Origin of the sequence: Natrinema altunense (genome assembly GCF_000731985.1) — an archaeon.
GTDB classification, from domain to species: domain Archaea; phylum Halobacteriota; class Halobacteria; order Halobacteriales; family Natrialbaceae; genus Natrinema; species Natrinema altunense.
Genome location: NZ_JNCS01000001.1, coordinates 596,485 through 609,729, shown reverse-complemented (window position 1 = coordinate 609,729; position 13,245 = coordinate 596,485). Strand labels below are relative to the sequence as shown.

Sequence of the window (13,245 nt, the reverse complement as noted above, 5' to 3'; positions counted from 1 at the left end):
TCCGGACCGAGGGTCCGGGTGTACGGACGCGGGCGAGCGGATTCGGTCCGCGAAAACGCGCGACATTCCTTTATGTCGGCCGCCGGAAAGAGACGATATGGACGACGACGTTACCGTCGACGTGGAGGTCGAAGTCGAAGTGGACTCGAACGAACTCGAGATCGAAGTCGGTGACGAACGCGAGTTCGAGGGCGAACTCGAGGCCGACGGGCTCTCGATCGAGGTCGAGGCGGAGATCGAGGTCGCAGGTGAAACGGAAACGAACGACGACCCCGACACGGACGAACCGGAGACGACCGAAGAGGACTGACCGGGAGCGCCGGGCCGTTCGTGATTTTCGCGCGTGTCGAAAAACGCTATGTGCTGGCCCCGGTACGCCACCGCATGGCCTGGACGGTGATGCCGACCTACGACGACTACGAGACCGCCCGCGCGGCGTTCACGTGGGACCTCCCCGACGAGTACAATCCCGCCGTCGATTTCCTCCGCAAACACGAGGACACGAGTCGGACGGCCCTGCGGTACGAGGCTCCCGACGACGGCCTCGAGACCTACTCGTTCGACGACCTCGACGAGCGATCGGATCGGCTCGCGGCCGCGCTCGCCGACCTCGGCGTCGCGGCCGGCGATCGGGTGGGCGTCGTGGTCCCGCAGAAACCCCAGAACCCGCTGACTCATCTCGCGAACTGGAAACTCGGTGCGGTCTCGGTACCGCTGACCGTCCTCTTCGGTCGCGATGCGCTCCGGTACCGTCTCGAAGACAGCGAGGCGACCGTCGCCGTCGTCGACCCGAGCGTCCGCGAGACCATCGACGAGATCCGCGCGGCGTGTCCCGCACTCGAGCACGTGATCGAACTCGGCGACAGTGAGTCGGTCCGGAGCGGGGCCCACGCGTTCGACGATCTCGTCGCGGCCCACGACCCGGGTATCGACCTCTACGATTCGACCCCCGAGACGCCGACGGCGATCATGTACACGAGCGGCTCGACCGGGCCACCGAAGGGCGTCCGCCACAGCCACGCGCTCTGGCTCGGGCGGGCCGCGGCGGCGTACAACTACTTCGACCAGGGGCTGCAGGCGGGCGAGGCGACGCTGTGGACCCCGGCGGACTGGGCGTGGGGCGCGGCGCTGGGCGGAACGCTGTTCGCGGCGTGGCACCACGGCTGTCCGGTCGTCGGCTGGCCCCGCGACGGGTTCGACCCCGACGCGGTCTACGACCTGCTCGAGCGCCACGACGTGACCGCGACCTTCATGCCGCCGACCGCGCTCCGGATGCTGATGACTGTCGACGACCCAGACGCGCGGTACGACCTTTCGCTCGAGACCGTCGCCTCGGCCGGCGAGCCGCTCACGTCGGAGGTCGTCGACTGGGTCGACGCGGCGTTCGAAGACGTCTCGATCAACGAATTCTACGGGCAGACCGAACTCAATCTCGTCGTCGGCAACGCCGAGCGCTGGTTCGACACGCGGCCGGGGAGCATGGGCAAGCCGTTCCCCGGCTACGAGATCGCGGTGCTCGATCCCGAGACGGGCGAGCGACTCGAGCGCGGTGCGGTCGGCGAACTCGCGGTGAAGCCGGGCGATCGGCGGGTCTTCTTCGACGCCTATCACGGGCTGCCAGAGAAGACGGCGGACAAGCGGACCGAGGAGGGCTGGTTCCTGACCGGCGATCTCGTCGAGCGCGACGCGGACGGCTACGTCCGGTTCGTCTCCCGGGCCGACGACGTTATCCTCACCAGCGGGTATCGCGTCGGCCCCATGGAGGTCGAGGACGCGATTCTCACGCACCGGGCCGTCGAACAGGCGGGCGTCGTCGGCGTTCCGGACGACACCCGCGGCGAGGCGATCAAGGCCTTCGTCAAGCCCGCGATCGACGACTACGACCCCGACGGACTCCGCGCGGAGATTCGGACCCTGGTTCGCGACCGACTGGCCGAGTACGAGTACCCCGAACACATCGAGTTCGTCGAGCGGCTGCCGACCACGACGACCGGTAAGATCCGTCGTCGCACCTTGCGGGAGCGTGACCGATCTGGCGAGGAGTGAGCCGCGGCGATCGACGCCTATCGTTCCCCGCCTGGAGACCGCCGTGAGGGCGGCATTCGGAGTCGGTTTTATTACCCACCCATGCAAATGCGGGTCCATGTACCGCGTACTGCTACCCGTCGACACCAACGAGGACCGCGCGCTGGCCCAGGCCGACTACGTCAAATCGCTCCCGAACGCCGCCGAGTCGGTCGAAGCCTACCTCCTGTTCGTCTTCACCGGTCACAGCAACGAACTCCCACAGGAGTTCGAGAAGTTCAAGTCCGCGTCGCGGATCGGCTCCGTCCGCCGGGCACAGGAATCACTCGAGGAGGCCGGCATCGAGGTAACGGTGCTCGAGGACAGCGGCGACACCGAAGACGACATTCTCGACGAGGCCGAGGCTTACGATGTCGATTCGATCGTCCTCGGCGGCCGGAAACGATCGCCCGTCGGGAAGGCAATCTTCGGCAGTACGACCCAGGGGATCATCCTCGGCTCCGACCGGCCGGTGGTCGTCACCGGCGATGGCGGGGAGTAGGCCCCGCTCGCCCCGCAAGCGCGACGCCGTCCGCGAACGCGCTCGGGACGCGTGTTGATCGCCGTGTCGGTGGGAGAGACGCCGCGAAGATGTCCGCATGTCCCCGCCGGCAGCCATCTTATCCGGATCGACACCGAGCATTCGGTATGGAGATCCGGGAACCGAACGCGGACGAGGCCGAGCGGATTCGAGCGCTCGTGGACAGTTCGATGACGACCTCGTTCAGGCTGAGTCCGGAACAGATCGACGGCATCACCGACGACCAGTTCGCCGATGACGCCATCGCCGCGAAGATCGACGACGAGGACACCCTGCTGTACGTCGTCGAAACCGGCGACGGAATCGAGGGGACGGCCATCGCCGGCTTCGTCGAAGGCCGCCTCGCGGACGAGTGGGGCGAGGTGAACTGGTTGTTCGTCGATCCCGAACACCGCGGTCGGGGGATCGGAACAGCGCTGTACGAGACCGCGAGCGACGCCCTCCGCGAGCGTGGCGCTGCCCACGTCTGTGTCACCGTTCTCGAGGCGAACACCGAGGGCCACGGGTTCGTCGACCGGTTCGGCCTCGAGCACGACGGCGACCGGCGCATCGAAGTCGCCGAGGAGTCCCTCGTGAAGTACGTGTACGCGGACGCGGACGTGGACAGCGACGGGGACCTGCCCACGGAGTCGAGAACGTCGGAGTCGGACCGCGAGGCGGACGCGGCGGGCGAGGCGTTCCCCAACACGGAGACGACGGACGGCCAGTTGACGGTGACCGACGGCGGCGAAACGGTGTACGTCGCCCGCGACGAGGCGGAGTCGGGGACCGCGGCGTCGTTTTTCGTCACCTACGAGGACGCTGACCACGCGGACCAGTACGGCTTCTACTGTTCGAACTGCGGTTCGCTCGACGTCTCGATGGGCGACATGGAACGGCTCGAGTGCGCCGAGTGCGGGAACGCTCACGCGGAGCGCTCCGAGCAATCGTACGACGACTCGTACCTCTAGTCTCGCCGTTTCCATGCTCGATCGTGGTCCAGTCGTATCGATCCGCTCGAGGCGGTGTCCCCGGCCCGATCCGAACGGCCGTCACTTCGCGAAGATGCTGTCGGCCGTCGCCGCGCCGACGACGCTGAAGACCGAACCGACGGTCACTGCCTTGAACGTGGTCAACACGAGTCCACACGAGGCCGCGGCGTTCTCGAGGAACGGTCCGGGAGCGCGAGCCAAGGAGACGGGATTGCAAGCTGTCGTGGCGTCCTCGAGGAACGTCTCGGGCGCACCGAACAGGAGCGCGAGCGCGGTCACCGAGCCGAAGGTGACGCACATGAGCGAGATAAAGCGGACCGGAACGCCGGCGACCTCCTGTTCGTCGTCGATATCCCTGGTCGTGTCCGCCTTGTACAGCGCCGCGTAGCCGATCGCGAAGACGATGGCGACGATCGACAGCGCCTGCAGGATGTGCATATTTCCTGCGAGGAGCCAGACCTCCTCGGTGACCACGAAAGGGCCGGCGAGCAGGAACCCGCCGACGATCTGCTGGGCGGAGTCCGCGAGCCGGAAATCACGCGGCCGACGGGGCCGTCGAAGTTTCATAGCGGACGATCATAGCGGAGCGATAAAACGCTCCCGTTCGATCGATCGGGTGACGACTGCACGGGATGGGTCACACGAGGAGCAACAGCACGGCATATCCCGCCGCGCCGACGGCGAACGCCCAGAACCGGCTCTCGCGGTCGGACGGCAGTTCCTCCTTGATCACGTTGAGGATGATCCCCCCGGAGAGGAACGGCACGAACACCGCGATGAGGAGTTCGGTGTCCTCGAGAACGTACCCGCTACCGAACCCGGCGATCACCGCCGCCGATAGCACCCACCGACCGTGACGATGGTACGCCGTGCCGTGATGGGCCCGGAGGCCATCGTCGGTGACGAGGAAATGGAGCCCCATCGCCACGGTAAAGAGGACGGGACTACCGAGTTCGCGGTCCCACAGGAGATAGCCGACGATCGCGTTGTAGGCCGCAAACGAACTGATGTGGAGCCAGAACGCTCCGCTCCCGGTGCGGTCATCGTCGCGTCCCGGAGCGGCGCTCGCTCGGTGGGCGTGGCGGTCAAGTCCGTAGAAGGTGACGAACCCCAGCAGCGCGATCAGGTAGCCGTACTGCTCGGCGAACGCCATCGGCGTCCCGCGTTCCGCAAGCGTCGCCGCGGCCGCCCCGACCTCGGGGAGGAGATGGACGAACACGTACGCGACCGAGACGCCACCGGCGAGCGACAGCCACCGACTTCGGGGGATCCGGCCGCTGACACCCAGCCGCCCGGCGACGAGGTGGACCAGCGCCAGTGCGATCGCAAACGCGGGAGCAGCCACCGCGTCGGAGACCGGTGGGCCGTTCGGGAGCATCGACGCCCCCTACACCACTGGCGCGTATCTAGGTTGGTGTCCGACCGAATCAGTCGTCGGCGCTGTAGGTTCGATCGGCACCGACCAGCGGCATCGCGTCGCCGATCGTCCCCGCGGTTCGCCGGAGGAGTCGTCCGAACGACCGGCGGCGGCTGACGAACAGCGCCGTCCCGAGGACGACGTAAATCCCGGTGTAGACGAGCAGGAGGTCGGTGCTCGAGACCGGCAATACGACGATGTCACGGATGATGGCGAACTCGAGGAGGACCTGCGAGAGGAACAGGCCGAGCAGCGTCACCGCCTCCCCGACGGAGATTTCGAACCTGATCAGGAGGGCGATGGCGAAAAACGACTGGGCGGCGGTCAGCCAGATCTCCGCCGACTGCTTGAAATCGAACGCGAGCACGCCGTACTCTCCCAGCGCGAGCGAGTGGACGACGACCAACGTCCCGATCAGCAGCGTCCACTGGTTGAGCTTCGAGGAGATCAGGGCGTTGAAGCCGGCGGTCGAGCGCGCCTTGTTCACCAGGTAGACGACGACGATGAGTTCCGGCGCTTCGGAGGCCAGCGGCGCGATCCACTGGATCATGAAAAAGGAGGGAATGCCGGCGCTCTCGCCGAGGTGCTCGAGCCCGTGAGCGAAGGGTTCGACGGCGGTGAAGATCATCGCACCGGAGTAGGCAAAGAGCACGAGGACGGTGGCAATCCGGCCCGGCTTCGAAAAGCGCTGGAGGTACGCCGGAACGCCGACGTGGTCCGTCTCCGGTTCGACCTCGCCCCGGAGGATCACCGCGATGTAGCAGACGTAGAGCCCGACCAGAAACAGCATGTCGAGGACGTCGATCCCGCCGTTGAGCGGGACGAGAAACGCCCAGAGCGTCGCGAGCAGCAGGAACACGATCTCGAGACCGATCTCCCGGTCCAGGATCACGACGTCCGAGAGGAAGCCCGGTCGGTTCTCGACGGAGGGATCGGTCGACGACCCGCGACGGAAGACGGTAAAGAGCGCGACGCCGGCCCAGCCGATGCCGATGAGAATCCGGTTCGCCCCGGTCATGTTAGCGACGGCCAGGTTGCCGGCTTCGATCCCGCGTTCGGTGCCCGCGAACACGCCCGCGTTCCAGGCGTAGAGCGCGTCGACCGCGTACTCGGGTGCGACCGCTAACACGGCAAGGACCGCGATCGCGAACGCTTGCGGGACGTCCTTCTCGGCGGTCTCGGCACCCCACGCGAGCAGAAACGAAGCGCCGAGGACTGTGAGCCCGGTCAGGAGAACCGTCCAGAGCGTCGATATCGTCCGGAGCGCAGCCGGTGCTTGATACTCGAGTCCCGCGGCCGCCGCGAGCCAGGGGAGACCGTCGGTCGCTCCCACGATGGCGAGCCAGGGGACCGTCAGTGCGACTGCGGCCGATATCGCGCCGAGTGCTCGTCTCATGGAAATCGTCTAGGAACGCGTACTGGTCGAACGGGCATACGTGGGACGGTACGATGTCGATGCTGCCTGCTACTGCTGTGGCGTGCCCTCCTCGTACGGCTGAACGACGACGAACCCGTCCGACCCCGTAAACTCGAGTTGGTAGGTCTCGTCGGACGACTGTCCGATCAGGTTCGAGAGCGCGCTGTCGACGTGGCTGCCGGGTGTCGTCCCGCTCCAGGCGACGGTCGCACTGGGGTCGGTTCTGACCGGTGGGCGCAGGACCAGCGGCTCGCCGTGGGTCGTAATCGCGATGGTTCCCGGCCCCTCGAGGAAGACGTTGGTCATGCCGCCGGCCGAGAAACCAGCGATGCTCTCGACGGTCCGGATCTCGTAGGTCACGCTCGACTCGAACGCGAGCACGTCGTTCCCGTTGACCGAAACCGACTGGCCGGCCTCGAGTTCGAGGAGTTGGATCTTCTTTTCCTGATCAGCGAGATAGAGGTGACCGGTCCCGGTGGCTTCCATGACGGGCGTTCCCTCCCCCGTCGCCGCCTCCTTGAGGAAGCCGGTGATGCCGCCTTCGGCGGAGGACTTCCCCTCGAAGGAGATGTCGCCGTCGGAGGCGATCATCGAACCGGCCTTCGCCATCACCGATCCGTCGAGCGCGACATCCAGTAGCTTGTCGTTCTCGAGTTGGAACTGTTCACCGTCGTCCGTCGGCTCGTTGGTACTGACGAAGTCGTCGATGTGCATGGTAGCTCGAGCGGATGCTCTACCGACCTCGTCGGACGGGAACGGAAAATAGTTACTCATATTCGATTTTCCGTAGACGTGTTTCGAGTTCCCGAGCTCGTCGTCAGCTGGCCGGTCGTTTCCGGAGGAGGGACAGCGAGCGTTGATCCAGCGACGGGGCAGTTGTTGGGTCGAGCTTTTTCAGACTGCGTTCCGAACGTCCCCGATATGACCGACTTCCGCGGCGCCTGGACCGAAGCCGACGTCGAGACCTTTCTCCGGGAGACGACGGTCCCGATTCGGCTCGGCACTCGGCGGCCGGACGGATCGCTGTGGCTCGTCACCCTGTGGGTTCGCTATCGCGACGGCGCACTCGAATGTGCGACGCAGGCGAACGCGGACGTGGTGCGATTCCTCCGGAACGACCCGGAAATCGGGTTCGACGTCTCGACGAACGACATCCCCTACCGCGGGATCAGGGGGACCGGGACCGCCGAAATCGAGTCCGACGGGAAGCCGGTCCTGCGGGACCTTGTCGAGCGCTACCTCGGGGGAACGGACTCCTCGCTGGCCGAGTGGTTGCTCGCCGAGGACCGCGAGGAGGTCACGATCCGGATCGAGCCGCGAGAGATCTACAGTTGGGACTACAGCGACCGGATGGGCGACGACACGGACGCGACGACCGAGTGAGGCCGCTCGGACTGCCGCCCCACCGTCCGACAGGATCGGTCCGGTCGACGACTCGAGCGGAAGCTAGAACCGACCGACTGCGCTCGATTCGGCTGCGGCAGGCTCTCGTTCCCGGTGGTAGATACCGATCGCCCTGACCTGATCCGACGAGCGACGTCTCCGTACCGCTGTACGGACGCGATCGTACCCACTGTATTGAAGGTAAGAAAGAATATGGGTCACCGATCATACCGTATTTTACACATTATTACTAGCGGTTCGGACCTGCGGGTCGACGGTCACGGAGGGTCGGATGCAACTCGCCGGATCGGGACCGGGACACCGGACACGACGCCGGTACCGTGGTCGCGGGGACGCGTCTTCGGGCGAGCGATCTTTCCTGCAATATGTGTTTTCAACGCGATTCGGCGACGATCTACGATCTCGAGCCGGAACGGAGAGCGGGAGTCGATCCGCAGCCAGCGTCGGCGACCAACATGCCACGAATCGGGATCTATCCATCGTCCGAGGGGGGCCGATGGCGTTTCGTTCGATCATTGCCATCAGTTTTGTACAACATATACGACTACAGTGATAGTCAGATTTGTTATGGAACATCTGCACGGTGTTTCAGAACACCAGCTCACGGCGTTGCTGGTCACGGAGGTGCCGGTGAGCGAACGATCGTCGGAGCACGGAAGAGACGTTCTACGCACTGTGGAACGTCTCTTTCGACAGTGCAGTCGGTCGTGAAACCGCCGTCGGCTCCCGGGAGCGTTACATCCATAGTATTGTAACTAATGGCGGGTACCGAATCCCGGAATCGCGGTTAGGAGCCGTGGCTGCCCCGTCTCGAAGCGGTCGAGTAGGATGCCGGGTCCCTCTCTCCGTATCGTTCGAGGTAGCAACTATGAATTCTATATCCAGTAGAATCGGCCGTGCCCGTCGCAACTGGTGGGCAGATACTGTCACGTCGGAACGGACCCTCACCAGCGACTGACCACTGACTCGAGTTGGTCCCGACTGCCCTTGATTCCATCATACGTGGATTTATGTACATCGGTGACAACGGCTTGCCAATGCCCGACGAGAGTCAGTTGCTGACGACGACCGACACGTCGTTAGCGGTTATCGAAACCATCCGCGAATTGGACGGTGCGACACCGGCGGCGCTTGCGGCGTCGCTCGACCTGTCCGAAAGCGCCGTCTACAAACACCTGTTTACGCTCTCGAAGCACGGCTACGTCGTTTCCAGCGGCGACGAGTATCAACTCGGGGCTCGGCTCTACCATCTCGGAATGTACGTCCGGAACCGCAGCAAGGTCTACGAACTGGCCGGGCAGTACGTCATCGAACTCGCGGACCGGTCGAACGAAGAATCCGACTTCGGGATCGAGGAAAACGGTCGCATCGTGACGTTGTTCGACTCCGTCGGGAGTTCGGCGAACCCGAGTTCGCGACTGAACAACTACGAGTACATGCACACCACGGCGATCGGCAAGTCGATACTCGCCCGCTTGCCCGCGTCCCGCATCGACCGAATCGTCGATCGGTGGGGGCTTCCGCAGATCACCGAGCAAAGCATTACGTCTCGAGGCGACCTCGACGACGAACTGGCCCGGGTTCGAGAGCGCGGCTACGCGGTCAACGACCAGGAATCGATCCGCGGGAAACGCGTTGCCGGCTGCCTCGCCGAGGCCCCGTCCGGAACCGTCATCGGCGGATTCACCGTCTCCGGTCCTGCCTACAGGATCGAAGACACCGATCTCCACCAGGAGTTCCCCGACATCCTCCACCGGGTCGTTCCCGAGTTCGAGGCGGCACTCGAGTCACAGGGCCTCGTCTGATCGGGATCCGAGCGAGCGAACAATTTCGTTCCGATGACGGAAGAATACACCACACTTCCGTGCGCTGCGTCCATCTAGTTGAACATCACGCAGAAAAGCCTCGGTCACATATCCATACGGACGCTTTTGCACCCATCATCCAAAAGGTTAAAATAGGACCTACATCACGTTAGCAAGTGTATGTCATACCAAGCGTTACCGTTCGCAGCGCTGTCATTAGCACCGCCAGTACTCGCGATCGCGCTCGCGATGTATACGCGACAGGTGCTCGTGTCGCTGTTCGCCGGCGTCTGGATCGGGGCACTGATGATCGCCGACTGGAACCCGATCGCGGCAACGGCGCTCTCGATGGATTGGATCGTCGAAGTCGTTCGGTCCCCGTTCGATACGAAGTTCCTCGTGCTGATCATGTTCATGGGCGCAGGTGCCGCGTTCATCTACAAATCCGGCGGCATCCTGGCGCTACAGAACTGGATCGGGGGCCGGGTCAATACGGCCCGCGATTCACAGATCCTGACGTGGCTCATCGGGATCTTCATCTTTTTCGATTCCTACACGAGTACCATCGTGACGGGGAACGCGACCCGTGAACTGTCCGAGAATAACCATACGTCTCGGGAGATGCACGCGTACGTCCTGGACTCGACGACGTCGCCTGTCACGACGTTCGGACCGGTGTCGAACTGGATCGGATATCAGGTATCGATGATCATCGTCGGGTTCGAAGCCGCGCGGTTCACGGCCGAGGAAGTCGGTATTACCGCGTTCGGGCTTTTCCTGCAGAGTATCCCGTGGAACATCTACTGTTTTCTGGCCTTCTTCATGGTCGGGTTCATCTCGATCACGCAGCGGTTCTACGGACCGATGCTCGACGCCGAATGGCGGTCGCGAAAGGAGAAGAAAACCCTTCGGGACGACGCGACGCCACTGTCCGATATCTCGACGGACATCGGCGAGCCAAGCGAACGGAACCCGTCGCTGTTCAATTTCTTCGCCCCGATTCTGACGTTGCTGGTCGTCGGTATCGTCTCCCTGTGGTGGCTCGGCGGCGGTCATCAGCCGGGCGTCGACGTTGCGACCGCGTTTCAGGAAACCGACGTTGCGCTCGCACTCCTGTACGGTTCGTTCGCGTTCATGGCCGTCGGAATGCTCGGTGCCCTCGGCTTCGGCACGATGGATATCGAGGAAGCGAGTGACACCGTAATCAACGGATTCAAAACGATGATGATCGCGACTGCGATCATCGTTCTCGCCTGGAGTATCGGACACGCCGCCGAACAGGTCGGGACCGCCGAATACATCGTCGACGTGATGGTCGGCAGCGGTATTCCCGGGTCGTTCCTGCCGCTTCTCATCTTCCTCGCCGCGATGTTCATCGCGTTCACGACGGGCACCTCCTGGGGGACGATGGCGATCCTGACGCCGCTTGCGATTCCACTCGGGTACGAACTCGTCGGCCTCTCGATCCTGCCGGTTCTCATGGGCGTCCTGTTCGGCGGTGCGATCTGGGGCGACCACGTCTCGCCGATCAGCGACACCACGGTCATGTCCTCGATCTTCGCCGGGTCGGACCACATCGATCACGTGCGGACGCAGATCCCGTTCGCGATGACCGCGGCCGGCGTCACCGTTCTGGTGTTGCTCCTGTACGCGGTCGGCATCACCTCGGCGATGGTCCTGCTCCCGTTATCGGTCGTACTCACCGCGGCCGCCGTCGTCGTCTTGAACAAGTTCGATGCTCGGCGCAAGAACCTGCCGGAGGTCATGCCGACAGCCGACGCCATCGACAACGGGGAGATCGACACCGACGCGCTCGAGAACGGAACCAGATCCGACGGGGCGCGCGTAAACGGTCAGTACGACCTCCTCACGTCGATCCCCCTCGCGGCGGTCGGGATCGTTATCATCTATCTCTGCTTCGTCTTCGCGTTCGTTACTTTCGGGCTCTAACCGGTCGTCGTATCCGGTTTCGGGCCATCGGAAGGCGGCGCGTCTCGGCCGCTCTCTCTTCGTGGCGAGGGATGGCTAATCATAATCGGTATACGTATCCTGTCTATCAGTACCGGGTATGCGATCCGTACACGTCGTCGCGACTGGAGGGACGATCGCGAGTACCTCGACCGGAGCGGGTGCCGTTCCGACCGAATCGGTACAGGAATTGGCCGCTGCCTATTCCGGCGTTTTCGATCGTGTCGACGTGCGATTGGAACAGCTCACGCAGCTTCCGAGTTCCGAGCTCACCACCGACGACCTCGAGGCGATCGGAGATCGGATTCGAGCCGCCGCAGCCGACGTGGACGGCGTCGTTGTGTTTCACGGGACGGACACGATCGAAGAAACGGCCTACTATCTCGATCTCGTGCTCGACGTGGACGTACCCGTGGTTCTGACCGGGGCACAACGAACCCACGACGAGATCAGTCCCGACGGCCCGGCGAACGTACGTGGGGCGCTGGATGCGGCGGCCCACGACCACGTTCAAGACGGCGTCTACGTCTTGTTCAACGAGCAGCTGCACGCCGCGCGAGCCGTGACGAAACGACACAGTAGCAATCTCGATGCCTACGATTCGGGGGACTACGGACTCGTCGCCGAACGGACACCCGAGGGGTTCTGGTTCTACCGTCGGCCGGAGAGCCTCTCGGCAACGATCCCGGCCCGGACGATAACCGCTACCGTGGAGGTAGTGACGACATCGACGGACACCGATGGAAGCGCGATCCGGCACGCCGTCGACCGCGGCGTCGACGGGCTCGTCGTCGACGCGCTCGGGCTCGGAAACGTTCCTACCGACGTGGCGTCCGCTATCGAGTCCGCGATCGACGACGATGTCGTCGTCGTCGTCACGACCCGGTGTCGTGATGGGGTCGTGTCCCCCGTGTACGGCTCCGACGGCGGAGCCAAGGCCCTCGAGGAGGCCGGGGTCGTGTTCGGATCGGACCTCCCCGCTCACAAAGCCCGAATCAAACTCCTCGTGGCACTGTCGGCACGCGGTGACATCGACGACGTGCGAGCCCTGTTCGGGTCCGGGCAGCGCGACAGCTACGGATACGTGACGGCGGACAGTGATCCGTAAGAAAACGGGGGCCGACCTCGAGAACCGTGCGAGACCGACCAGCGAAACGGGCGAGATCACGAAGCGAACGACGTCGAACTCCCATCCCGGATCGCAGTGAGAGCACAGGGCAACGGCCACTGGCGGAGCGGTCACCGTCTCTCCGTGTCCTACTATGGAGAAGTTAGCAGTTCAGACACTACTCCATATATAGTGCAATTGTGTAAATTCTGGTTCGACTTGACTCTCGAGGAGTGTCGATATCAACCCCGTATGGAGGTCGTTAGTAGGATCTCGTAGGAGGGAGAACACAAAACAACATTCAGAATAAATTCGTATTGTTTCTTCAAAACGTCTTTCAGAGAGCCGATAATGAACATAATACGGGAATAGTTAGCCATAGAGACGCACAATAATTAGCTTTTGGACGCCACCAATATTGTTCGGATAGAACTATACTATCGTACGTGGAACGGCATACCCTCATTCAGGAGATAATTGCCGGACGCGGCGTCACGACGGGACAGTAAGACACTGACCGGATCTCGTTCCAACGTCGCGTCCTGTCCCG

12 protein-coding genes are annotated in these 13,245 nt (G+C 63.6%); 8 read left to right on the top strand and 4 right to left on the bottom strand.

Features of this window, described 5'->3' with window-relative positions:
- Positions 1-97 precede the first annotated feature (97 nt).
- The 4 genes from ALTAJ2_RS03155 to ALTAJ2_RS03140 all read left to right on the top strand — a co-directional run bounded on the left by ALTAJ2_RS03155 (position 98) and on the right by ALTAJ2_RS03140 (position 3,555).
- Entirely contained in the window at positions 98-310 is a 213-nt protein-coding gene (locus ALTAJ2_RS03155) for a hypothetical protein (RefSeq protein ID WP_007110723.1), read from the top strand.
- Between the two features lie 74 nt (positions 311-384).
- Positions 385-2,046, top strand: coding sequence for an acyl-CoA synthetase (locus ALTAJ2_RS03150; protein ID WP_007110724.1), 1,662 nt, complete (start codon positions 385-387; stop codon positions 2,044-2,046).
- A gap of 97 nt (positions 2,047-2,143) precedes the next feature.
- Positions 2,144-2,566 carry a universal stress protein gene (locus ALTAJ2_RS03145; protein WP_007110725.1) on the top strand — a complete coding sequence of 141 codons (423 nt, stop codon included), beginning with the start codon at positions 2,144-2,146 and terminating at the stop codon, positions 2,564-2,566.
- Between the two features lie 146 nt (positions 2,567-2,712).
- The gene (locus ALTAJ2_RS03140; protein WP_007110726.1) at positions 2,713-3,555 is read left to right on the top strand and encodes a GNAT family N-acetyltransferase; all 843 of its coding nucleotides are present in this window, start codon (positions 2,713-2,715) and stop codon (positions 3,553-3,555) included.
- An 81-nt stretch (positions 3,556-3,636) separates the two neighbouring features.
- Here the strand turns inward: ALTAJ2_RS03140 and ALTAJ2_RS03135 are convergent, their stop codons facing one another.
- The 4 genes from ALTAJ2_RS03135 to ALTAJ2_RS03120 all read right to left on the bottom strand — a co-directional run bounded on the left by ALTAJ2_RS03135 (position 3,637) and on the right by ALTAJ2_RS03120 (position 7,124).
- Entirely contained in the window at positions 3,637-4,143 is a 507-nt protein-coding gene (locus tag ALTAJ2_RS03135; protein ID WP_007110727.1) for a DUF2391 family protein, read from the bottom strand.
- Between the two features lie 70 nt (positions 4,144-4,213).
- On the bottom strand, positions 4,214-4,954 hold the full coding sequence (locus ALTAJ2_RS03130; RefSeq protein ID WP_007110728.1) for a hypothetical protein: 741 nt from the start codon (positions 4,952-4,954) through the stop codon (positions 4,214-4,216).
- A gap of 49 nt (positions 4,955-5,003) precedes the next feature.
- Positions 5,004-6,389 carry a sodium/calcium exchanger membrane region gene (locus tag ALTAJ2_RS03125; protein ID WP_007110729.1) on the bottom strand — a complete coding sequence of 462 codons (1,386 nt, stop codon included), beginning with the start codon at positions 6,387-6,389 and terminating at the stop codon, positions 5,004-5,006.
- Positions 6,390-6,458: 69 nt separating this feature from the next.
- Positions 6,459-7,124, bottom strand: coding sequence for an AIM24 family protein (locus tag ALTAJ2_RS03120; RefSeq protein ID WP_007110730.1), 666 nt, complete (start codon positions 7,122-7,124; stop codon positions 6,459-6,461).
- A gap of 207 nt (positions 7,125-7,331) precedes the next feature.
- Between ALTAJ2_RS03120 and ALTAJ2_RS03115 the strand changes: the two genes are divergently transcribed.
- From ALTAJ2_RS03115 to ALTAJ2_RS03100, 4 genes are all read left to right on the top strand, one after another.
- Positions 7,332-7,793: a pyridoxamine 5'-phosphate oxidase family protein gene (locus tag ALTAJ2_RS03115; protein ID WP_007110731.1), complete on the top strand. Its 462-nt coding sequence runs from the start codon at positions 7,332-7,334 to the stop codon at positions 7,791-7,793.
- 1,058 nt (positions 7,794-8,851) lie between these two features.
- Positions 8,852-9,619, top strand: a complete 768-nt coding sequence (locus tag ALTAJ2_RS03110; RefSeq protein WP_007110732.1) for an IclR family transcriptional regulator — start codon at positions 8,852-8,854, stop codon at positions 9,617-9,619.
- A gap of 180 nt (positions 9,620-9,799) precedes the next feature.
- Positions 9,800-11,569 carry a Na+/H+ antiporter NhaC family protein gene (locus tag ALTAJ2_RS03105; RefSeq protein ID WP_193365021.1) on the top strand — a complete coding sequence of 590 codons (1,770 nt, stop codon included), beginning with the start codon at positions 9,800-9,802 and terminating at the stop codon, positions 11,567-11,569.
- Between the two features lie 118 nt (positions 11,570-11,687).
- Positions 11,688-12,695 (top strand): asparaginase, encoded by a 1,008-nt coding sequence (locus ALTAJ2_RS03100; RefSeq protein ID WP_007110734.1) that lies wholly within the window; start codon positions 11,688-11,690, stop codon positions 12,693-12,695.
- Positions 12,696-13,245 lie beyond the last annotated feature (550 nt).